General features: G+C 64.5%; 22 protein-coding genes. 14 read left to right on the top strand and 8 right to left on the bottom strand.

The features are described from left to right. Positions 1 to 47: 47 nt before the first annotated feature. From ACNJX9_RS21380 to ACNJX9_RS21360, 5 genes are all read left to right on the top strand, one after another. Entirely contained in the window at positions 48 to 986 is a 939-nt protein-coding gene (locus ACNJX9_RS21380; RefSeq protein WP_057755210.1) for a carbohydrate ABC transporter permease, read from the top strand. Beyond that, a complete protein-coding gene (locus ACNJX9_RS21375) occupies positions 986 to 1897 on the top strand; it encodes a carbohydrate ABC transporter permease (RefSeq protein WP_057755213.1) in 912 nt (303 codons plus the stop codon). Before ACNJX9_RS21380 ends, ACNJX9_RS21375 begins: the two co-directional genes overlap by 1 nt. 20 nt (positions 1898 to 1917) lie before the next feature. Continuing rightward, entirely contained in the window at positions 1918 to 3018 is a 1101-nt protein-coding gene (locus ACNJX9_RS21370; protein ID WP_271618868.1) for an ABC transporter ATP-binding protein, read from the top strand. A gap of 35 nt (positions 3019 to 3053) precedes the next feature. Next, a complete protein-coding gene (locus ACNJX9_RS21365) occupies positions 3054 to 4043 on the top strand; it encodes a hydroxyacid dehydrogenase (RefSeq protein WP_439404062.1) in 990 nt (329 codons plus the stop codon). A gap of 170 nt (positions 4044 to 4213) precedes the next feature. Then, entirely contained in the window at positions 4214 to 4702 is a 489-nt protein-coding gene (locus ACNJX9_RS21360; RefSeq protein WP_057755222.1) for a hypothetical protein, read from the top strand. On the opposite strand, the gene ACNJX9_RS21355 is transcribed toward ACNJX9_RS21360, so the two are convergent. Next, complete coding sequence (locus tag ACNJX9_RS21355; protein WP_057756686.1) at positions 4703 to 5200, bottom strand: DUF1993 domain-containing protein; 498 nt, start codon at positions 5198 to 5200, stop codon at positions 4703 to 4705. It lies immediately after the preceding gene. Between the two features lie 98 nt (positions 5201 to 5298). On the opposite strand from ACNJX9_RS21355, the gene ACNJX9_RS21350 reads away from it, so the two are divergent. The 4 genes from ACNJX9_RS21350 to ACNJX9_RS21335 all read left to right on the top strand — a co-directional run bounded on the left by ACNJX9_RS21350 (position 5299) and on the right by ACNJX9_RS21335 (position 8208). After that, complete coding sequence (locus tag ACNJX9_RS21350; RefSeq protein WP_439404061.1) at positions 5299 to 6120, top strand: transporter substrate-binding domain-containing protein; 822 nt, start codon at positions 5299 to 5301, stop codon at positions 6118 to 6120. A 1-nt stretch (position 6121) separates the two neighbouring features. Next, positions 6122 to 6622, top strand: a complete 501-nt coding sequence (locus ACNJX9_RS21345; protein WP_439404060.1) for a hypothetical protein — start codon at positions 6122 to 6124, stop codon at positions 6620 to 6622. Positions 6623 to 6777: 155 nt separating this feature from the next. Next, entirely contained in the window at positions 6778 to 7674 is an 897-nt protein-coding gene (locus ACNJX9_RS21340) for a DUF2147 domain-containing protein (RefSeq protein WP_439404059.1), read from the top strand. Between the two features lie 177 nt (positions 7675 to 7851). Continuing rightward, complete coding sequence (locus ACNJX9_RS21335; protein ID WP_271620172.1) at positions 7852 to 8208, top strand: hypothetical protein; 357 nt, start codon at positions 7852 to 7854, stop codon at positions 8206 to 8208. 10 nt (positions 8209 to 8218) lie between these two features. On the opposite strand, the gene ACNJX9_RS21330 is transcribed toward ACNJX9_RS21335, so the two are convergent. Both ACNJX9_RS21330 and ACNJX9_RS21325 read right to left on the bottom strand, forming a co-directional pair. Further along, positions 8219 to 8623, bottom strand: coding sequence for a (R)-mandelonitrile lyase (locus ACNJX9_RS21330; RefSeq protein WP_057755231.1), 405 nt, complete (start codon positions 8621 to 8623; stop codon positions 8219 to 8221). 18 nt (positions 8624 to 8641) lie between these two features. Continuing rightward, on the bottom strand, positions 8642 to 9340 hold the full coding sequence (locus tag ACNJX9_RS21325; RefSeq protein WP_057755234.1) for a ribonuclease activity regulator RraA: 699 nt from the start codon (positions 9338 to 9340) through the stop codon (positions 8642 to 8644). A gap of 247 nt (positions 9341 to 9587) precedes the next feature. Here ACNJX9_RS21325 and pxpB point away from each other — a divergent pair, with 247 nt between their 5' ends. The 3 genes from pxpB to ACNJX9_RS21310 are packed head-to-tail and all read left to right on the top strand — an operon-like array spanning position 9588 to position 12152. Next, positions 9588 to 10319 (top strand): 5-oxoprolinase subunit PxpB, encoded by a 732-nt coding sequence (gene pxpB, locus ACNJX9_RS21320; protein WP_439404058.1) that lies wholly within the window; start codon positions 9588 to 9590, stop codon positions 10317 to 10319. After that, on the top strand, positions 10316 to 11353 hold the full coding sequence (locus tag ACNJX9_RS21315) for a biotin-dependent carboxyltransferase family protein (RefSeq protein ID WP_439404057.1): 1038 nt from the start codon (positions 10316 to 10318) through the stop codon (positions 11351 to 11353). The genes pxpB and ACNJX9_RS21315 overlap by 4 nt, the downstream gene beginning before the upstream one ends. Before the next feature lie 31 nt (positions 11354 to 11384). Beyond that, complete coding sequence (locus tag ACNJX9_RS21310; protein ID WP_057755242.1) at positions 11385 to 12152, top strand: LamB/YcsF family protein; 768 nt, start codon at positions 11385 to 11387, stop codon at positions 12150 to 12152. 522 nt (positions 12153 to 12674) lie between these two features. Here the strand turns inward: ACNJX9_RS21310 and ACNJX9_RS21305 are convergent. The 4 genes from ACNJX9_RS21305 to ACNJX9_RS21290 all read right to left on the bottom strand — a co-directional run bounded on the left by ACNJX9_RS21305 (position 12675) and on the right by ACNJX9_RS21290 (position 18143). After that, positions 12675 to 14282, bottom strand: coding sequence for a sulfite reductase subunit alpha (locus ACNJX9_RS21305; RefSeq protein WP_439404056.1), 1608 nt, complete (start codon positions 14280 to 14282; stop codon positions 12675 to 12677). Further along, positions 14279 to 16057 (bottom strand): NirA family protein, encoded by a 1779-nt coding sequence (locus tag ACNJX9_RS21300; RefSeq protein WP_439404055.1) that lies wholly within the window; start codon positions 16055 to 16057, stop codon positions 14279 to 14281. Before ACNJX9_RS21300 ends, ACNJX9_RS21305 begins: the two co-directional genes overlap by 4 nt. Before the next feature lie 335 nt (positions 16058 to 16392). Beyond that, entirely contained in the window at positions 16393 to 17556 is a 1164-nt protein-coding gene (locus ACNJX9_RS21295; protein ID WP_439404054.1) for a CmpA/NrtA family ABC transporter substrate-binding protein, read from the bottom strand. Then, positions 17553 to 18143, bottom strand: coding sequence for an ANTAR domain-containing response regulator (locus ACNJX9_RS21290; protein ID WP_057755252.1), 591 nt, complete (start codon positions 18141 to 18143; stop codon positions 17553 to 17555). The genes ACNJX9_RS21295 and ACNJX9_RS21290 overlap by 4 nt, the downstream gene beginning before the upstream one ends. A gap of 111 nt (positions 18144 to 18254) precedes the next feature. Between ACNJX9_RS21290 and rimO the strand changes: the two genes are divergently transcribed. Continuing rightward, the gene (gene rimO, locus ACNJX9_RS21285) at positions 18255 to 19580 is read left to right on the top strand and encodes a 30S ribosomal protein S12 methylthiotransferase RimO (protein WP_439404053.1); all 1326 of its coding nucleotides are present in this window, start codon (positions 18255 to 18257) and stop codon (positions 19578 to 19580) included. A 145-nt stretch (positions 19581 to 19725) separates the two neighbouring features. Here the strand turns inward: rimO and ACNJX9_RS21280 are convergent, their stop codons facing one another. After that, positions 19726 to 20667 carry a hypothetical protein gene (locus ACNJX9_RS21280; protein ID WP_439404052.1) on the bottom strand — a complete coding sequence of 314 codons (942 nt, stop codon included), beginning with the start codon at positions 20665 to 20667 and terminating at the stop codon, positions 19726 to 19728. A 125-nt stretch (positions 20668 to 20792) separates the two neighbouring features. Here ACNJX9_RS21280 and ACNJX9_RS21275 point away from each other — a divergent pair, with 125 nt between their 5' ends. Continuing rightward, positions 20793 to 21941: a tetratricopeptide repeat protein gene (locus tag ACNJX9_RS21275; RefSeq protein WP_439404051.1), complete on the top strand. Its 1149-nt coding sequence runs from the start codon at positions 20793 to 20795 to the stop codon at positions 21939 to 21941. Positions 21942 to 22032: the final 91 nt, after the last annotated feature.

Raw genomic sequence — 22032 nt, 5'->3', positions numbered from 1 at the left:
GCCGTTCGACCGTTTGTTCACAAGGAAGCTGATCCAAGGAACCTGATATGGCCGATGTCGTCGTTGAGCAAGGTCGCATCGCTCGTGCGACAGGCGCGCGGAAGGGATCGAGCCTGCGCAATACGCTCGGGCGCAAATCGACGGTTGCATTCCTCCTGACGCTGCCGCTGATCCTCCTGATCGCGCTACTCGTGCTCTATCCCGCCTTCTTTTCGCTCTATCTGGCGACGCTGAACAAGGCGATGACGAAGTTCGTGGGCCTCGGCAACTTCACCTTCCTGTTCAAGCGCGAGACGTTTTGGATGGTGGTGAAGCAGTCCTGCATCTTCGCGATCACCGCCGTGATCTTCAAGGCACTGATCGGCTTCATCGTCGCCCATTTCGTCCACAACATTCCCGGCAAGAAGCAGCGCAAATGGCGCGGCATGCTGCTGGTGCCCTGGGTTATTCCGCCGGCGATGAGCACGCTGGCCTGGCTCTGGCTGTTCGACCCCTCTTACAGCGCCTTCAACTACACCCTCTCCTACTTTGGCGTCGGCCCGATCCCCTGGCTTGGCGAGACTTTCTGGGCCCGCTTCTCCGTCATCCTCGTCAACGTCTGGTACGGCGCGCCGTTCTTCCTGATCATGTATCTGGCCGCGCTCAAATCGGTTCCCGACCAGCTCTATGAGGCGGCAGCGATCGACGGCGCCAATTGGTGGCAGAAGATCTGGTACGTCACGCTGCCGATGATGCGCAACATCATCGCCATCACCACGCTGTTCTCGCTGATCGTCACCTTCGCCAATTTCGATATCGTGCGCATCCTGACCTCGGGCGGACCGCTGGACACGACGCATCTGTTCGCCACCTGGGCATTCCAGGTCGGCATCCAGAGCAGCGACATTCCGCTCGGCGCCTGCGTCTCGCTGTTCATGGTGCCGATCCTCGCGGTCGCGGCGATCTTCATCCTGCGCGACGTCTCCAAACGCGGGAATGAAGCCTGATGAGCACGATGGCAATCGACAAAGCCGGACCGAGCCGCAAGGTCAAATACGGCAGCATGAGCCGGGATCGCGCCTGGGCCCTGCGCTGGTCCTATTTCTTCCTGGTGCTGTTTGCGATCTTCTTCCTGACGCCGCCAGTTTACATGCTGATCACCTCGCTCAAGAGCAGCGCGGAGATTTCGGCGGCGACCAATCCATGGTGGGTGTTTCATCCCACCCTGTCGAACTATGTCGAGCTGCTGACCTCGAACCAGTTTTTGCGCTTTTTCTGGAACTCGTCGATCATCTCGATCGTGGTCGTGATCGTGACCATGCTGATCAGCATTCCCGCTGCGTTTGCGCTGGCACGAATGAAGTTCTGGGGTTCGGCAACGCTGGCTACCGGCGTCTTCCTCACCTATCTGATCCCGGACAGCCTGTTGTTCATTCCGCTGTTCAAGATGCTCGGAGTCATCCAGGACCTGACCGGCATTACGCTGCTGAATCGCTGGTATGTGCTGGTATTCATCTATCCGACGCTGACCGTGCCGTTCTGCACCTGGATCATGATCGGCTATTTCGCCTCGATTCCGAAAGAACTGGATGAGGCCGCGATCATCGACGGCGCCTCCTGGCTCCAGACCCTGCTGCGGATCTTCATTCCGGTGGCACTGCCCGGGCTGATCGCGGCGACGATCTTCGCCTTCACGGTGTCATGGGCCCAATTCCTCTATCCTCTGGTGTTCACGACGTCGGTTGACCAGCTGGTGCTGCCGGTCGGCATCACCACGACGCTGATCAAGGGTGACGTCTTCAACTGGGGGCAGATCATGACCGGCGCGCTGCTCGGCGCGGCGCCGCCGCTGATCATCTACGCCTTCCTGATGGACTACTACATTGCCGGCCTGACCGCCGGCGCGACGAAGGGTTGAAATCGAGGGGTTGAAGTGCAATGGCCGACGTTTCCCTGCGTAAGGTGATCAAGCGTTACGACGATGTCGAAGCGGTACGCGGCATCGATCTTGATATCGCCGACCACGAGTTCATCGTGCTGGTCGGGCCGTCGGGTTGCGGCAAGTCGACGACGCTGCGCATGATCGCCGGCCTCGAGGACATCAGCGACGGCGACATCATGATCGGCGGCGACGTCGTCAACGACGTGCCGCCGAAGGACCGCGACATCGCCATGGTGTTCCAGAACTACGCGCTCTACCCGCACATGACGGTCGCCGAGAACATGTCGTTCGGGCTGCGGCTGAAGCACTATCCCAAGGCCGAGATCAAGGCGCGGGTGACGGAAGCCGCCCGCTTGCTCGACATCACCGACCTGATCGACCGCAAGCCGAAGCAACTCTCGGGCGGCCAGCGCCAGCGCGTCGCCATGGGCCGTGCCATCGTGCGCAACCCAAAGGTCTTCCTGTTCGACGAGCCGTTGTCCAATCTGGACGCCAAGCTCCGCGTTCAGATGCGGATCGAGATCAAGAAGGTGCACCAGAAGGTGCGCACCACGACCGTCTACGTCACCCACGACCAGGTCGAGGCGATGACGCTGGCCGACCGCGTCGTGGTGATGAACAAGGGGCGGATCGAGCAGATCGGTACGCCGAACGAACTCTACCACAAGCCGGCGACGCGCTTTGTCGCAGGTTTCATCGGCTCGCCCGCGATGAACTTCATTCCGTGCCGTCTGGAGGATGCCGGCGGCACGCTCCGGATCCGCCTCACCGACCGCATCGCCTTCGCGCTGCCGCCGGCCCGCGCCGCACGCTACAACGCTTTGCCGCGCAGCGACAGACTGCTGCTCGGCATCCGACCCGAACATCTTGCGGAGTCGCATCCGCATCTGGAGCCGGGCGTGGAGACCTTCGACACCGTGCTCGACGTCACCGAACCGATGGGGATGGAGACGCTGGTCTATTTCGGCCTCGACGGCACGCCGGTGTGCGGCCGCGTCAATCCCAATGCCGGCGCCAAGGACGGGGCTCCCATGCGTTTGGCGATGGACCTCAACAATATGCACCTGCTAAACGAGGAGACCGGCGTCGTGCTGTGATGCCGGTCTAGGAAGCTCGAAGCAGGCGGGGAGCGATGGCGACCAACAAGAAGAAGATTTTCGTTACACAAACCTTGTCGCAAGGGGCACGCGCTCTCCTCACCCAGCGGGACGATATCGAGCTCGTCGAGTTTGCGAACCTGATCTCCGCCAAGGATTTCGAGGCCCTGCTCAAGAGCCACGCGCCGGTCCACGGCGTGGCGCTTGGCGCCACCGCCTTTGGCGAGACCGAGCTCGAGGCCGCCCGCGACATGAAAGTCGTGACCCGCATCGGCGTCGGCTACGACGCTGTCGATGTGCCCGCGCTCTCCCGCCGCAAGGTGCCGCTGATGGTCGCGGGCAGCGCCAACTCGCCTTCGGTTGCGGAAGCGGCGCTGTTCATGATGCTGACGCTGGCCAAGCGCGCCAATGAGATGCATGCCTGCGTCAAGGACGGCAAATGGGCCGAGCGGCTCAGCATGCTGCCGTTCGATCTCTACGGCAAGACCGTGCTCATCATTGGCTTCGGCCGCATCGGCAGCCGCACCGCAAAGCGCTGTTTGGCCTTCGAGATGAAGGTACAGGTCTACGATCCCTATAAGCCCGCCGCCGATATCAAAGCGGCCGGATGCGAGCCGGTCACCGACCTCGACGCCGCGCTGCCTCTCGCCGATTTCGTCACCATCCACTGCCCGAAGACGCCGGAGACCGTCGGCCTGTTCGACACCGCGCGGATCGGTCGGATGAAGCCGAGATCCTATCTGATCAACACTGCGCGCGGCGGCATCGTCAAGGAGGCCGCACTCTACGACGCGCTGGTGTCCGGCAAGCTCGCCGGCGCGGGTATCGACGTGTTCGAGGTCGAGCCGCCACCGGTCAGCAATGCGCTGTTCGCACTGCCCAACGTCATCGTGGCTCCGCACGTCGCCGGCGTGACCGTCGAGGCGGTCCAGCGCATGAGCGAGCAGACCGCGCGCAACATCCTGAGTGTGCTGGACGGCGATCCGATCAGGCAGAACATCATCAATCAGGACGTGCTCGGCTGAGGCAAATCCGAAGCCGGTCGACCTGTCCGACCGCCTTCGGAAGGCCAAAATGCGTCCCATTTTGGTGCAGATCGGGCCCCAACTCAGCCTTAATCGAACCCGCGTAATGTATCCGGCAGCGGCGGCAGTGGGACAGACTTGCCGGCCGCGTCGCGCTGGAGGATGGACCCTTGTCAGAGATCGACCCGACCGACCAAGCGCTGGCGACCATCGCCAGCATTTTCGAGCACCCCGAGCAGACCCTTGTTGTCCGTGAAACCGAGATCATTCGCGAGACCGAGATAGTCGCCGTCGGTGAGCACTCGGCTGTTGAGGAGCATCACGTCGTCGACGAGCATGACGAGCATCCGGTGGTCGAGGAGCAGCCGCTGGTGCCCGATCACACCGACGCCGACGGCTACAGCAAGGTCGGTCCCGGGCCGATGGTGGCGATCCGCCTGAAATGGACGGTCCATCGCGGCGACGACGGCCAATATTATGTGCACGAGACCATCGGCGAGCAGTCCGCTCCTGTGGTCAGCGGCCCGATGACCAGCGAGGCCGCCGTGCATTTCGTCGACGAACACGAGAGCGAGGCGCACCGGCGCTTCGAACTCCTGCGCAGCGAGATTTCCGGCCGCAGCTCACTTGCCGATTACGAGCGCAAGGGCGAGGCGTAACTACTTACGCCCGAGGAAATCCTTCTTCACCAGCTCGACGCCCGCGTGCCGCAACAGGTCGTAGGCAGTCGTGACATGAAAGAAGAATTGCGGGATGCTGTTGGTGAGCAGCAGCGTCCGCCCGGTAAAGGGCAGTTCGGTCCCGTTCTTCAGCTTGAAGAAGACCCTAAGCTCCGCCGCCGCATCGATGTCGGCGCGCGGCAGGCTCTCAATGAACTCGATTGAGGTTGCGATCCGCGCCTGAAGCCCGGCCATGTCGTGCTCCAGCGGCGGCAGCGCGACCGGCTCGCACTGCGCCAGCAAGGCCGGCGCGACGGTGGCATGGCGGCAGGCTTCACCAACCTGCTGCGCCAGATCGTACATGTTCGGCGCCATCCGCATGCCGAGCAGCACAGCCGGATCGAACTTGCGAGCCTCGGCATAGACCACGCCTTTGTCCAGCAGCGCGGACAGGTTGCGCAGATACGGTACGAAGAGGCCGACCGAGGCCTCGTATATCGAGATCGTCACGCCGGGATTCCCTTCAATTCCGTCTCGCCAGAAACTGGCATCTGGTCTAAATCCACGTCCACGAGCTGCACAATGGCAGCTTGGGCATGGGTGGGAAAGAGATGACTGTTCGAATATCGCTTCGAATATCCGTTCGAATCTTGGCGGCTTTGGCCGCGATGGTGCTGGCAAACCTCGCAGCTCAAGCGGAGCAGCCGGCTCCCTCACGGCTCGACGAGATCATCAAGCGCGGCACGTTGCGCGTCGGCATGACCGGCGACTACAAGCCCTTCACCTATCTGGACAAGGCGACGCAGCAGTTCTCCGGCTTCGACGTCGACATGGCGGAGGCTTTGGGCAAGGCGCTCGGCGTCAAGGTCGAGTTCGTGCCGACAGCCTGGCCAAAGCTGTTGAAGGATTTCGAGGCCGACCAGTTCGACATCGCGATGGGCGGCGTCTCCGTCACGCTCGATCGCCAGAAGAAGGGCTACTTCTCGATCCCGATCATGCGCGAGGGCAAGACGCCGATCGCGCGCTGCGCCGACGTCGGCAAATACCAGTCCATTGCCGACATCGACAAGAAAGGCACCCGAATTATCGTCAATCCCGGCGGGACCAATGAGCGTTTCGCGCGCGCCAACATCAAGGACGCCGATATCACGGTCTTCCCTGACAACACCGAGATCTTCCATGAGATCGCCAAGGGCAACGCGGACCTGATGATGACGGACGCCTCCGAGACCCGCTACCAGCAGAAGCAGAACTCAGGCGTGCTCTGCGCGGTGCATCCGGATAAGCCCTTCGACTTCTCGGAGAAGGCCTACTGGCTGCAGCGCGACATGGCGCTGAAAGCCTTCGTCGACCAGTGGCTGCACATCTCCATGGAGGACGGCAGCTACAGGAAGATCTACGCGGCCTGGTTCGACTAGCATGCGGCTGACGATCGCGTGGGCGACCGCACTCGCGCTGGCGGGAGCCGGCAGCGCATTCGGGCAGACGCCCTTCACGCCCACGACGGGCCCCGCCTGCAAGGACCAATCCAAGGAAGGGTTCGGTCTGTGGACCTGCCCGGGACCGGCCGGCTACGTCGTGCGCTTCGCCGACGAGGGCAACATCGTCTCGCTCACGATTGCGCCGATGCGCGCGATCGAGAAGGTGCAGGGACCGACGGCGCAATGGCGCGGCGCCGGCAAGGCTTTTGGCGACAAGATGCAGTGGATCATGCGCGACGGCGTTCCCAAGGCCGCGGTGATCCGGACCTGGAGCCGGGTCGGTGACGACGAGCGTCAAGTCCAGGAGCTCGCGGTGTTCGCGATCAACGGCGACAAGGCCTGCCTCTTCGGCGCAGTCGAGATCCACGCCGACAAGGCCAACGCGGTGGCCCTCGCCCGTGCCGAGCAGGCCGCCGATTCGCGCTGCCCGGAAAAGTAGCTGGGCCACCCGTCCAACTCTCGACCGGGTTCGGCGTTATTGAACCCGGGACCCCCGGCAGACGACTCACACGGAGACAGTGATCTAGATCACTTTTTGCAGGTGAACCGGGGCGTAAGCGTCGGTGCGGGGACCAGCTTTTCGGGAGATGGAAAATGAGGAAGCTGTTGGCCACGGCCGCATTCCTTTTGGCGAGCACCGCAGCGCAGGCGCAGTACACGTTCGAGTATGGCGGGCGCACCATCCGCATCGATCCGGACCGCGGCACGGTGCAGATCCCCGGCGTGTATGACAACACCGGCCAGGGCAAGGCCAAGAAAGCCAGGAAGAACGATACCAAGCAGGACCTGCAGGCGCCGCAGCAGGCCAAGGTCGATCCGCAAGCGCCGGCTGCTCCCGCACCGGCCCAGGCTCCGCTTGCCGCGCCTCCGGCCGCGGAACAGGCTCCCGCGCCGCCCGCCCCGGCAGCCGCAGCACCCCCGCCCGCGCCGCCCCCGCCGGCAGTTCCACCTGCGGCAGCAACCGCCAGCACCGCTCCGGCCGAAGACATGGTCCCGCCGCCGCAACCGGCTCCGACCGCAGCCCCAGCGGTGGCTGCGGTGCCGCCCGCACCACCCCCGCCACCGGCGCCGACCGTCGCCGCCGCGCCTCCGGCACCGGTCCAGCAACCAGCGCCCGCGCCGGCTCCTCCTCCAGTTCAGGCCGCCGCCGTCGCACCGCCGCCCCCCGCAGCCGCCCCCGCACGCGATCTCAATTCGCCGCTCGGCGTCTGGCTGACCGAGGAGAAGGAAGGCAAGGTCCGCATCGAACAATGCGGCAATAATCTGTGCGGCTATTCGGTCGACAGCAAGTCGAACCAGAATGGCGAGCAGGTTTTGATCAACATGAAGCCCGGCAAGGACCAGAAATGGTCAGGCCGCATCCTCGATCCCAACAGCGGCTCGACCTACGATTCGACCATCACGTTGCGGGGCACGGACCGCCTGCGCGTGCAAGGCTGCGCCTTTGGCGGCATGTTCTGCGGCGGCCAGACCTGGACGCGCGTGAACTAGATCGCGTTCGACAATTTCGAGAAAGACTGGGGGTCCGTGATCCGGGTCCCCCTTGCTTTGCGACGGTGCCCGTGATGTGCGTCAGCTCACAGAGGATCTGGCGCGCGTGACAGTCCTCACATCGCGGATTCCGCGGCGGTGACACGATCCCAGCATAGTCAACCAAAGGGGCGTGTCATGAACGGATTTCGCAAGGGTCTCTTCGCCATCATTATCGCGATCGCATTGCCGATCGCGCAGGCGGATGCCGCGGGCTCAACCTTCGACGGGACATGGAATGTTCGCATCTCGTCGTCCAGTGAAACCTGCGGCAATGGCGCGACGGTCGCGATCGGCATCAACAACGGCCAGATCGCCTCGAGCAGCGCGGCGGTGACGGCGTCAGGCCGCGTGGCCGATGCCGGCAGCATCAACGTCACCTTGAGCACCGGCGTCAAGCACGCCGTCGGCTCCGGCCGGCTCAGCGGTACCTCCGGCTCCGGCACATGGCGTGGCGCCATGTGCTCGGGCACGTGGACCGCAGAGCGGATGTAAGCGGCGCGCTCTAGCCCAGCGGCGCGCCGTATTCGGAGTCCGTCACCGGCTCGAGCCAGGTCGAATAGACGCCGTCGAGGGCTTCCTGCATGGCGATATGGCACATGCTGTTATCAGGCGAGGCGCCGTGCCAATGCACTTCTCCTGGCGGGATCCAGACGGTGTCGCCGGGACGGATCTCCTTGACCGGGCCGCCCTTTGTCTGGACGCGGCCGACGCCCGAAATCACATAGAGCGTTTGGCCGAGCGGATGATGGTGCCAGTTGGTGCGGGCGCCGGGCTCGAACGAGACGCGCGAGACATTCAGCCGCGCCGGCGCAGGCGCCATGTTGATGGGGTCCTGCAACACGGTGCCGGTGAAGTGTTCCTTGGGCGCGCGGCGGGTCGGCCGCGCACCTGCGAGCGTGATGTCCATGGGGTTCCTCGTTTCCTGTTACTTCTTGCTGGCGGCGTAGCGCGCCTTGGTCTCGGCGTTCATGGGATAGAGCCCCGGCAGCACCGCGCCGTTATTCACCTCGTTGACGATCCAGGCTTCCATCCGCTCCTGCTCGCCGCCCTCGGCGAGAACGTGCTCGAGCATCGCCGCCGGAATCAGCACACAGCCGTCCTGATCGGCGACGACGATGTCGTTCGGGAATACGGCGACGCCGCCGCAGCCGATCGGCTCGCCCCAGCCGACAAAGGTGAGGCCTGCCACGGACGGCGGCGCGGCATAGCCGTCGCACCACACCGGCAGATTGGTACCGAGCACGCCCTCGACGTCACGCACGACGCCGTCGGTGACGAGCGCGGTGACGCCGCGCTTAACCATGCGGGCACAGAGGATGTCGCCGAAGATGCCGGCATCCGTGATGCCCATGGCATCGACCACGGCGATGCAGCCCTCGGGCATCGCCTCGATCGCGGTGCGGGTCGAGATCGGCGACGACCAGGATTCCGGCGTCGCCAGATCCTCGCGCGCCGGCACGAAGCGTAGCGTGAAGGCCGGTCCAACCAGGCGCGGCAGTCCAGGGCGCAGCGGACGCGCGCCGCGCATCCACACATTGCGCAGGCCCTTCTTCAGCAGGACCGTGGTGATGGTGGCGGTGGTGATGCCGGCGAGGGTCTTGCGGGCTTCGGGGGACAGCGACATGTATGAGAACGAGCTCCGAGGTGCAGGAAAGAACGCGCGCATCTTGCGAGCCGGGGGCTTCCCGTCAAGGGCCAAAGCCCTGACAAGAATGCGGCCCAGCCGGGCTGGTTATGCGACACGATAACAACGCCTTATCGCCGCACCCGGCATTAATTTATTGGACTTGCGGGCGCATTTACGCGAAGCAGGGTTGAGGCGGAGCTCAAGGTCGAGCCCGCATTTTCTCAAGGCCCGAATTCGACCGCTCATGGCCGCGACGCTTCCCCCGCCCCGCCTTCTGCCCAGTGGCGACAGCGCCGTCACGGTCGAGTTCAGCCGCACCATCGACGACGCCGCCAATGAGCGCGTGCTCGCGCTCGACAAGGCGCTCGCAGCTCAGCCCATCGAGGGCATCTCCGAGACGATCCCGACCTATCGCTCGCTGCTGGTGCATTACGACCCCGGCAAGATCGGCTTTGACGCGCTCGGCGAAAAGCTGCTTGCGATCGCCAGCCGACCGCTGCCGCCGACCACCAAGGCGCGGCGCTGGCGCATTCCCGTCGCCTATGGCGGCGAGCACGGCATCGATCTCGAGGATGTCGCAAAGGCACTGAACACCACGCCCGACGACATCGTCGCCCGCCACGCCGGCGGCGATTATCGCGTCGCCATGATCGGTTTCACGCCGGGCTGGTCCTATCTCAGCGGCCTCGACAAATCGCTGCATATGTCGCGGCGAGAGAGCCCGCGGCTGTTCACGCCGGCCGGCACGATCTCGATCGGCGGCATTCAAGCGGGCATCCAGTGCCTGGCCGCGCCGAGCGGCTGGCACCTGCTCGGCCGCACGCCGGTCAGGACCTATCAGCTCCACCGCAATCCGACCTTCCTCACCGAGCCCGGCGATCGCGTGACGTTCTTTGCGATCGACCACAAGACGTTCGAGGAACTGGACCGCGCCGCGGAAGCCGGCGAGATCATCGCCGAGCGGGTCGACGCATGAGCCGGCTCATTGTCGCCAGCATCGGTCCCGCAAGCTCCGTCCAGGACGGCGGCCGCTTCGGCGCGCAGCGCTATGGCCTCACCGTCAGCGGCGCGATGGACCGGCTGGCGCTGGCCGCGGCGAATACGCTCGTCGGCAACGCGCCGTTCGCAGCCGCCGTCGAGATCGGTCCGTTCGGCGCCACCCTCACGGCCCGTGACGGCGCGGTGCGCATCGCCATGTCAGGCGCACCGCGCAATGCCGATATCGCCGGCAAACCGGTGGCGATGGACACGTCCGTCACACTGAGGGACGGCGAGACGTTGACGCTGGGCTTTGCCCGCGGCGGCGCGTTCACCTATCTCGCGATCGAAGGCGCCATCAAGGGCGAAGAGGTGTTCGGCAGCCTCGCGGTCAACGCCCGCGCCGGGCTCGGCAGCCCCTACCCGCGGCCGCTGCAGGCCGGCGACGAATTCACTGTCGATGCCGCGAGCGGCGCGCCGGAGCTGCGGATCGAATTGCCGAAGCCGGTGAGCGGTCCGATCCGCGTCGTGCTGGGACCGCAGGACGACGAGTTCGACGACGCCAACAAGGCGCTGTTCCTGGATAGCGAGTGGAAGATCTCGGCGACCTCGGACCGTATGGGTTATCGGCTCGAAGGCCCCGCGATCAAGCATTTGCAAGGTCACAACATCGTCTCGGACGGCACCGTCAACGGCAGCATCCAGGTGCCCGGCAACGGCGCGCCGATCGCGCTGATGATGGACCGCGGCACCTCGGGCGGCTACCCCAAGATCGCGACGGTGATCACGGCCGATGTCGGCCGCCTCGCCCAGACCTCGGCGGGGACGGCGTTCCGCTTCAAGGCGGTCAGCATGGCCGAGGCGCAGGACGAGGCGCGCAAGTTTCAGCAGCTGATCCGCACCCTGCCCGATCGCCTGCGCTCGTCCGACACCGTCGAGCTCAACATCGAAGCACTCAGCGATGCCAATGTTGCGGGCTATGCGGTGAGTGCCATGGATGCCGGGACCTGGCAGGTCGTGGCGGAGCCGTAAGCGACAACAAGGCCAAAGGCGGAGAGCAACCATGAAGACGATCGATCTCAATTGCGACCTCGGCGAAGGTTTTGGCGCGTGGGAGATGGGCAACGACGCCGCCATGATCGAGCTCGCAAGCTCGGTCAACGTCGCCTGCGGCTTCCATGCCGGCGACCCCGACATCATGCGGCGGACGGTGGAGCTGGCGAAGGCGCGCGGCGTCTCGGTCGGCGCGCATCCTGGCTATCGCGACCTGCACGGCTTCGGCCGGCATCCGATCGCGGGCCTCAAGGCCTCCGAGATCGAGAACCTCGTCGCCTACCAGATCGGCGCGCTGCAGGCGATCGCGACCGCGGCCGGTCACAAGGTGACGCATGTGAAGGCGCATGGCGCGCTCTCCAATGTCGCCTGCGAGGACGACATGACGGCGAAAGCGATCGCCGCCGGCATCAAGGCGGTCGACCCCAGCCTTATCTTCGTCGTGCTCGCCAATTCGAAACTGGTGAAGGCCGGCGAAGCGGCCAACCTGCCGATGGTGCACGAGGTGTTTGCCGACCGTGCCTATGAGGACGACGGCAACCTCGTCTCGCGCAAGAAGCCCGGCGCGGTGCTGCACGATGCCAAGGCGATCGCGGAACGCGTGGTGCGCATGGTGCAGGACGGCGCGGTGGTGTCGGTCACAGGCAAGGTGATCAAGATGCGCACGGACACGGTGTGCATCCACGGCGATACGCACGGCGCGGTCGAGATCGCGCGCACGCTGCGCCAGGCCTTGAAGGATGCGGGGATCGAGGTCGCGCCATTCAAGCGCGGGTGAGGGACGCCGTCATTCCGCGATGATGCGAAGCATCGGACCCGGAATCTCGAGGTTCCGGGTTCGGCTGCGCCGCCCCGGAACGACAACTCAGAACGGGTGCGCCGAGAGCGTGCCGAAGAGAAGCACCGCGATGAGCGCGCACGCGCCGAGGATGCCGATGTGCCGCGCGCTCGCCTTGGTCCTGCGCGAGACCGATCGCGCATAGAGATGAAGTCTGGCTTCCGCCGATAATTCCCGGATGGTCGATTTCCAGCGCACCATCTCGCCAGTATGAACGATTCACCACGACGGCTGTAAGACGGTCGTGCAAATAGCGATAGACGTGTTTCCCTAGCGTGCTTTGCAGGCGAAAATTCTCGGAACTCGTGGGTTCCAGGAATCCTATTCGTTAAAGTCCGAGCCAAATGGAACCCGTTCCGGTGCCACCCAGATCAAACGCTCGAAAACAACCCCATGCACAGTAGAACGCCGCCGCCGGATCGATTGCGCGGCGGCGGCGATTCACGCTGATCTCGTCGCGCCTTAGTACACGTCAGCCTGGAAACGGCCCTTCTTCTTGAGATCGGCGACAAAGCTGACGGCCTCATCGGTCGAGCGCGCACCGAACTGGGCGACGATGTCGACCAGCGCGCGCTCGACATCCTTGGCCATGCGCTTGGCATCGCCGCAGATGTAGAGATGCGCGCCCTCGGCGAGCCACGTCCACAGCTCGCGGCCGACCTCGCGCATGCGGTCCTGCACGTAAAACTTCTTCTCGCCGTCGCGCGACCAGGCCAGCGACAGGCGCGTCAGCAGACCGGAGGTCTTCATGGCGTTGAGCTCGTCCTGATAGAAGAAATCGCAATCGCTGCGCTGATGGCCGAAGAACAGCCAGTTCTTGCCCGGGGCGCCGGTCGCCTTGCGCTCGAGCAGGAAGGCGCGGAACGGCGCAATGCCGGTGCCGGGACCGATCATGATGATCGGCGTCTTCGGGTCCTGCGGCAGGCCGAAGCCGTGGGCCTTCTGCACATAGACCTTGAGCTTCTCGCCCTCGGCGATGCGCTCGCCGAGGAAGGTCGAGGCGACGCCGAGGCGTTTGCGCTTGCCGACGATATAGCGAACGGAATCGACTGTCAGCGACAGTTTTCCGGGCGTCGCATTGTGCGAGGACGAGATCGAATAGAGCCGCGGCTGCAGCGACTCCAGCGCTTCGACAAAGGCTTCCGGATGCGGCCGCGTGCCGGAGAATTTCTGGAGCGCCGCCATCACGTCGAGCGTGGCGGCATCGCCATCGGGATCCTCGCCCTGCGCCAGAGCCCTTGCCTTCTCGCGCTGCGCCCCGCCGGTGATGAAGGAGATCAGCTCGAACAGCGTGTCGGGCGCCGGCGACAGCGAGACGTCGTCAATCAATGCTTCGCGCAATGTCTTGCCGTTGACCTCTGTGGTGTGCGATGCGCCGAGCAGCGCGATGATCTGGTCGACAAGGCCGACATCGTTGCGCGGGAAGACACCAAAGCTGTCGCCGACCACGTAGTCGAGCTTGCTCTCGGCGAGATCGAACTCGACGTGGTAGGTCTCCTTCTCCGACTTGCCCTTGTTGAGCAGGCGGCGCGACAGGAAGGTCGCGGTCACCGGATTGTCGCGTGAGCGGCCCGGCTCGGCGATGGTCACGGTCACGGCAGGTGCTGCCGCAACATCCGTCTTGTCAGCCACCTTGGCCGCCGGCGCCTTGTCCAGCTCCTCGTAGAGCTGTTTCAGCATCCGCGCGGTCTCCTTGCCGCCGGGGACGCAGAGATTGAGCCGCGCTTCGCTGCGGCTGGCAATCGCCTCCGAATAGTCGTGGCAATTGTAGCCGCACTGGCCGCAATCCTGCTGCGCCATCGCCGCCATCATCTTGCGGCGGACGGGGCGCCCTTCCGCAAGCTTCATGCGATCGGCGATCGGCATGGTCTGGTCGTGCCAGGGCGCTTCGCCATCATCGCCATCGCCACTTGGCATGACAGCGGCGCCCTGCTCCGCGGACAGCGGCGTCGCCACATCGGGCGACAACAGGCCGGCAAAGAATCCGTTCAGCCAGGAACGCTGCGCGTCGGAGAACGGCGCGCTGGCGGGAATGATATCGAGCTTCGGCGCAGGCGTGATCTGGTTCATGCGGACACCTGTGCATCGGCAAGCTTGCGCAGCGTTTCGCCGTCATGGCGGCGCGCAAAGGACAGGAAGGTTTCGTCGGGCGACGAACGGTGAGCGAGATAGGCCTTGAGCAGCGCCTCGACCGTCTTCGGTGCGTCCTCGGCCTTGAGGTCGTGGTAGACCTCCTGCCCGACGTCAGCGTCAGGGCCGAACCCGCCGCCGGTGAACAGGTGATAGCCCTCGACCGTGTCCTCTTCGCCGACAGGCACGCGTGCGCCGATCAGCCCGATGTCGCTGATGTAGTGCTGCGCGCAGGAATGATGGCAGCCGGTGACGTGAATGTTGACAGGCTTGTCCATGGCGACACGCGGCTCGCACCAGTCGCCGATCTCGGCCGCATTGCGCTTGGTGTTCGAAGCGGCAAAGCGGCAGCCCGCATTGCCGGTGCAGGCGACCAGTCCGGCGCGGATATGGGAGGCCTCGACCGCGAGCCCGATGTCCTTGATCGCGGCAACCGCAAGCGCGACGTTCTCGTCACGCACGCCTGATATCAGCAGGTTCTGCCAGACCGTCAGCCGAACCTCGCCATCGCCGAGATCGCGCGCGACCTTGGCGAGGCCCCGCATCTGCTCGCAGCTCATCTTGCCGAGAGTGAGCGACACGCCGATCCAGTTCAGGCCGTCCTGCTTCTGCTTGTGCACGCCGATATGGGCCATGCGGTCCGCCCCGGGCCGCGCGACAAACGCTTCTTCCGGCACCCGCGTGAACGTGGTCTTCAGCCGCTCCTCGACAAGCTTGAGGAAGCCGTCATGGCCCATCGCGTCGAGCACGTATTTCAGCCGCGCCTTGTTGCGGTTGGTGCGATCGCCATGATCGATGAAGACGCGCACGATGGCATCCGCAACTGATGTCGCCTGCTCGGGCTTGACGATGATGCCGGAGTACTTTGCAAAATCCTTGTGGCCGGTGATGCCGCCGAGGCCGAGGCGGAACCAGACCCCGGGCTCGACGCCGAACCCGTCCTTCACCTCATAGGCCGTGAAGGCGATGTCATTGGTCTCCTCCAGCACCGCGATCTTACCGGCACCATCGAAGGCGACGTTGAACTTGCGCGGCAGGCCGTAGAGCGAGCGGTCATTGAGGATGTGGTAGTGCCACTCGCGCGCGAAGGGCCGCGTGTCGATCAGCTCCTGCGGATCGATGCCGGCCGTGGGCGTCCCCGTGACGTTGCGGATGTTGTCGGCGCCGGAGCCGCGCGAGCACAGGCCGAGATCCTGGATGCCTTCGATCAACCTGGTCGCGTTCTTCGGCGGAAGCTCGCGAAGCTGCAGGTTGGCGCGGGTGGTGACGTGGCTGTAGGGCCCGCACAAGTCCTCGGCGAGATCGGCAAGACCCGTGAGCTGCCAGTGCTTCATGATCCCGTTCGGGATGCGCAGGCGGCACATGTAGGAATCCTGCGTCGGCGCGACGTAGAAGATGCCGTAATAGCGCCAGCGGAAATTGTCCGCCGGGCTTGGCGGCGCGTTGTCGAGCGCCTGCTGGCGCAGCCGCGGATAGGCATCGAACGGATGCTCGTCGCGCTTGAACTTCTCCTGGTCGGCGAGCTTCTTGCCTGCGGCGATGACCTTGTCCTGCGCCTTGATGTGCGCGGCATCGGGACCAACAGGCTCGGCATTCGCCTTGCCAGCGCCGCCCAAACCACGACCAACCTTGCTGATCTGCAGGCCGGTCGTGAAACCTTCGAGATAGCGTTTCTGCTCGTCGGTGAAGTCGACTGCGAGCGTTTCGATTTTCATGGTCGGTAACGAAGCTCCTGCGGCCACCAGCGCGGCATCGACGGAATTGAGAATGACCCGCGAGGAACTCAGCTGGCTCGAAGCCTGCTTCGCTACTCCACGGTCCAGTCAGCTTCGTTGCTGTGGGACTTGGCTCAGCAGGCGTCTGCGACAAGCTGGCCGCACTGCACCATACAAGTTGCGTGCCAGCCGCATTGAAATAGAAAGATACGCGATTTCAATAAGTTATTGAGCGGTCCGGGAACTTCCCGGGGACCGCCCTTCACGAAATTCGAGCAGCGGGCTTAAAATTTAGCCGATGGTCCCGAGCGCCTTAAAAGGGTGCAGAGCCCGAATCAAGCCTTCCAGCGGCCAACCTCGAAGGCTTCAAGGTGCCCTCTGATGTTGTCGGGGTCGAAGGCCGGGCCGACAAACGCGCTGAACGGCGCGGGGGGATCGGTAGGCCGCGGAATACTGAGGGCCGCGTCGTAGAGATCGGGCCTGAACACGGCCATGGCCGTGTTGACGCCCTCAGCCGTCAGCGCCGCCTGCCCCCAGCGCACCATCTGCGCGTAGAGCCAGGCGGCCTGGACCGGGTCCGGCCGTCCTGCCCCTTCACGTCCGACCAGGAGATAACGGTCGCTCTCGCGCATTGTGCCATCCGGCGAGATCTTCAGTCGCCCATCGAGTGTGCGCTGGATGACTTCGGCATCGACGCCGATCCGCTCCGGCTGCGCCAGGATACGCGCGGCCTCGGTCCGGTTGTCCGGATGCTCGATGAACTCGGCGGATTTTACGGCCGCACGCACAAGCGCTGCCACCACATCCGGATTCTTGTCCGCCCAGTTTTGACGCACGGCCAAAACCTTCTCTGCCGCGCGCGCAAGAAAGTCGGAGACGAAGTGCAGGATGTGACCAACGCCGAGATCGACCGCGATCGAGTTCCAGGGCGCGCCGACGCAGAAGGCATCGACATGGCCGCTCTTGAGGCTGTCGACCATGAAAGGCGGCGGCAGCACGACCAGGCGGACGTCCTCGTCGGGATCGACGCCGGCCGCCGCCATCCAGAACCGCAGCTGGTAATTGTGGGTCGAGAACGGAAAGGTCATGCCGAAGGTCAATGGTTCGGCGCCAGCCTTGCGGCGCTTTGCCACCACCTTCGCCAGCGCCTTTGCTGTGGCCATCGGATCGACGCGGTCGCCGGCGATCTCCTCCATCAGCGCGGCGTGCAGCGCCGGCGAGACCGTGATCGCATTGCCATTGATGCCGAGATTGAACGGCGCCGCGATCGGCACCTTGACGTGACCGAGCCCGAGCGAGGACGCGATCGCGACCGGCGCGAGCAGATGCGCCGCATCGAACAGGCCGATATTGAGCTTGTCGCGGACGTTGGACCACGACACCTCGCGCACCAGCTCGACCTCCAGCCCTTCGGCCGCGGCAAATCCCTTGTCGACGGCGACGATCAGGGCGGCGGCATCCACCAGCGGAATGAACCCGATGCGAAGGGGTGCGGTCATTTCAGCATCTCCGACGCGGTGATGATCGACTGCGCGATCTCGCCGATTTTCTTCTTCTCGCGCATGGCAGTGGAGCGCAGCAGCACATAGGCCTCGTCCTCGGTGAGGCCCTTGACCTTCATCAGGATGCCCTTGGCCTTCTCGATGACCTTGCGGTCCTCGAGCTGCGACTTGGTCCGCTCCAGCTCCTGCTGGAGTTTTGCGAAGGCGTTGAAGCGCGACACGCAGAGGTCGAGGATCGGCTTGATGCGTTCCTTCTTCAGCCCGTCGACGATGTAGGCGGACACCCCCGCCTCCACGGACGCCTGGATCGAGGCGGAGTCGCTCTGGTCGACGAACATGGCAATCGGCCGCTTCACGGCACGGCTGACCTGGAACATCGCCTCCAGCACGTCGCGGCTGGGGTTTTCCAGATCGATCAGGATGATATCGGGGTCCACCGCATAAATACGGGCGAGCAGGCTCTGCATCTCGCGGATATGGACCACTTGCGTGAATCCGGCCTCCCGCAAGCCCTCCTCGAGGATCGCGGCCCTGACCGGGCTTTCGTCGACGATCACGATCTTGGGCGACTGTTCGGCGCTCATGGCTCACTCACGGCAGGCGATTCATCCATAGCATGCCGGAGCGCCATGCAAAGGGTTGTAATTATGAGCAATTGGGACTAGCTCAGGCCTGTCAATCAGGCAGATTTGGATATGGATCAGACGGCTGCGCCCAAGGTCAGCTTCGTGTCACTCGGATGTCCCAAGGCATTGGTGGATTCCGAGCGCATCATCACGCGCCTGCGCGCCGAGGGCTACGAGCTCGCCCGCAAGCATGACGGGGCCGACATCGTCATCGTCAACACTTGCGGCTTCCTCGACAGCGCCAAGCAGGAATCGCTCTCGGCGATCGGCGAGGCCATGGCCGAGAACGGCAAGGTCATCGTCACGGGCTGCATGGGCGCGGAACCGGAAGCGATCGAGCAGGCCTATCCCGGCGTGCTCTCGATCACGGGTCCGCAGCAATATGAGAGCGTGCTCGATGCCGTGCACCGCGCGCTGCCGCCGGCGCACAATCCGCATCTCGATTTGGTGCCGCCGCAGGGCATCAAGCTGACGCCGCGCCACTACGCTTACTTGAAGATCTCCGAGGGCTGCAACAACCGCTGCACCTTCTGCATCATCCCGAAGCTGCGCGGCGACCTGGTCTCGCGTCCGGCCAATGACGTGCTGCGCGAGGCCGAGCGCCTGGTCGGCGCCGGCGTCAAGGAGCTGCTGGTGATCTCGCAGGACACTTCGGCCTATGGCGTCGATCTCAAATATGCCGAGAGCCCTTGGAAGGACCGCCAGGTCCGCGCCAAGTTCCTCGATCTCGCGCGCGAGCTCGGCGAGTTCGGGGCCTGGGTCCGGCTGCAATATGTCTACCCCTACCCGCATGTCGACGAGGTCATCGCGCTGATGAACGAGGGCAAGGTGCTGCCCTATCTCGACATCCCGTTCCAGCATGCAAGCCCCGAGGTGCTGAAGGCGATGAAGCGCCCGGCCGCGCAGGACAAGACGCTGGCGCGCATCAAGCGCTGGCGCGAGGAATGTCCTGATCTGGCGCTGCGCTCGACCTTCATCGTCGGCTTCCCCGGCGAGACCGATGCCGATTTCGCCTATCTGCTCGACTGGCTCGATGAAGCCGAGATCGATCGGCTCGGCTGCTTCAAATACGAGCCGGTCGCGGGCGCGACCTCGAACGCGATCGCCAATCCGGTGCCCGAAGAGGTCAAGCAGGAGCGCTACAACGCGCTGATGGCGCGGCAGCAGAAGATCTCCGCGCGACGCCTCAAGCGCAAGGTCGGCACGCGCCAGCAGATCATCATCGACGAGGTCGGGCCGACGGTGGCGAAGGGTCGCTCCAAGGCCGATGCGCCTGATATCGACGGCGCGGTGTATCTGTCGAGCCGCCGCCCCTTGCGCGTCGGCGAGATCGTCACTGCGAAGATCGAACGCGCGGACGAATACGATCTGCACGGCAGCGTCGCGGGGTTTTGAGGTCCTCAGCCCGTCTCAGCCCGGCTGACGGGCGAGCGCCGCGCGAAGCGCGGTCCGATGACAGGCTCCGCGAAGCAATCCAGAGTCCCTCCGTGGAGACAGCCTGGATTGCTTCGCTGCGCTTGCAATGACGATGTGGAGGCAGTCAGGCTTCCACCAGCCATTTCGGCACCCAGCGCTCCGGCCGCGGGGCGCGGGCGAGATCGGCCTTGGCCTCAGCGAGCAGCGCCGGCTCACCGCCGATGGTTGGCCACAAATCGTATTCGAAATTCGGCATGACGCGGCCGTCGGCGTAGAGGCCGAATTTCATCGCGTACCACAGGCCGAGCTCGGGCTGGACGCGGCGCATCTCCTCGCGCAGGTCGCGCAGCAGGGATTCGATCGAGGCGGCTTCCTCGAAAGGCTGCGGGCCGCGCGATAGCACGCGCGCCTCGTATTGCTGACCAACGATCGCGACCTCGAAATGGGTCTTGTCCCACGCATTCCTGCCCTTGGGCAGATGCGCGGCGAGGCGCCAGCCGAGCTCGGCCATCATCCGGTGATTGGCCCAATATTCCTCGCGGTCCCGGCTCCACTTCTCGACGAAACCGCGGAAGTCGGGCAGCTCCCCGTCCTCGCAAGCAACAGGTTCGCCGGCCGGGCGCCGGGCTAGCCATTGCGCAAGCTCAACCGTCTGCGGCTTGACCTCGTCATGCGGCCGCAAATCGTGCCAGGCCTTGTCGAATTGCTGCGACGTCAACTTTCCGAGCAGCGCGTCGAGCGACGGCGCGAGCAGCTCGTAATCGCCCTCCGAGCCCAGCCCCACGATCGGGGGATCGTCGCGGTCGAGGCCGGCGCCATACCAGCCGCCGACGGCTGAGCCGTCAGGCAGGCGCATGAACAGCGCGAAACGGTCGCGCAAAGGACTGCCATCGAAGATCGGGGCCTGATCGGAGAATTGGCCTTGCAGGGAGAAGCAGCCGACGCTGCCCCAGGGGCGACCGTTCAGCCAGCCGGCAAAATCCAGCAGCAGAGGCGGCGCCTCGATGCCCGGCGGGAACGCGCCGCGAACGCTGTCGAGGTCGATCGGGTAAGGCGTGTCGGACAAGGCTGAAAACTATCTTGGTGGTCCCGTCCCCTTTGGTCTGCCCCGGCCCAAGTCCGGTTCGAACCGATTCGTATCCCGAGATCACAAACGCGCTAGAGGCTCATAGGTTTCTGCGCAGCGATCAGATGACATGCAATCACAAGATCGATATCCGGCCAGCGCTGCGCGCTCTGGCAACCGCCTTGACCCTGCTCGCGTTTCCGGCCGCAGCGCAATCCCCATCGGCCGCGCAGGGGCGGCAATGGTGTTTCGGTTCCAAAGAGGTCAATGACGAGCAGCGGCTGGCGGGTTGCTCGGCCGTGCTGCAGGCCAATCCGTCGAATCAGCGCGCGCTCGCCAACCGTGGCGAGATCTATCGGCGCAAGCGCGAGACCGAGCGCGCGCTGGCCGATCTCAACCGCGCGGTCGATCTCGACGAGACCGATGCCATCGCGTGGTTCAATCGCGGCATCGTCCACGACGATCTCGGCGACCGCGACCACGCCATCATGGACTACACCCGCGCCATCCGCCTCGCTCCCGATGACGCCTGGTACTTCAACAACCGCGGCAATTCCTACATCGGCAAAGGCGACTACGAGCATGCGCTCGCCGACTACAACAAGGCGATCAAGCTCGATCCGAAATTCGCGCTCGCCTTCTACAACCGGGGCAGCGCCTATCGCGAACATGGCGAGGCCGATCGTGCGCTGGCCGATCTCGACATGTCGATCAAGCTCGATCCGGCCTATGGCCCGGCCTATGGCAACCGCGCGCGCATCTTTCGCGATCGCGGCGATCGCGATCGCGCGCTCGCCGATTTCGCCAAGTCGATCGAGCTCAACCCGGACAACGACCGCGATTTCTATGCGCGCGCGAACATGTATTTCGACACGCATGATTATGCGCTGGCGCTCGCGGATTACGATCGTGCGCTCAAGGCCAATGCAAGTCATGCCGGCGTATTCAATTCGCGCTGCATGACGCGTGCGATCCTCGGCCGATTGCAGGAGGCGCTGGCCGATTGCGAGCAGTCGCTGCGGATGGCCCCGAACGATCCTGACACGCTGGACAGCCGCGCCCTCACCTATCTCAAGCTCGGCAATCTCGACGCGGCGATTGCCGACTACGACGCCGCGCTGCGCGCAAAGCCGAAGCTCGACTCATCGCTGTACGGACGCGGGCTTGCGAAGCGAAAGCAGGGCGACACCGCAGGCGCCGAACGCGACATCGCGGCGGCGAAAGCGATCAACGCCGGGATCGCCGAAATGTTTTCGCATTACGGTATCGAGTAGCCCTCACTGCCGTCTTCGCGTGCGAATGTGACACTATAGTGCATTCACGCAGAGGTCACGGACTCGTCCTAATCCTCGCGCGCTTTCAACG

The sequence above is a fragment of the Bradyrhizobium sp. BLXBL-03 genome, from assembly GCF_051853015.1.
Taxonomy (GTDB): domain Bacteria; phylum Pseudomonadota; class Alphaproteobacteria; order Rhizobiales; family Xanthobacteraceae; genus Bradyrhizobium; species Bradyrhizobium manausense.
This window is presented reverse-complemented; position numbering and strand designations above follow the sequence as displayed.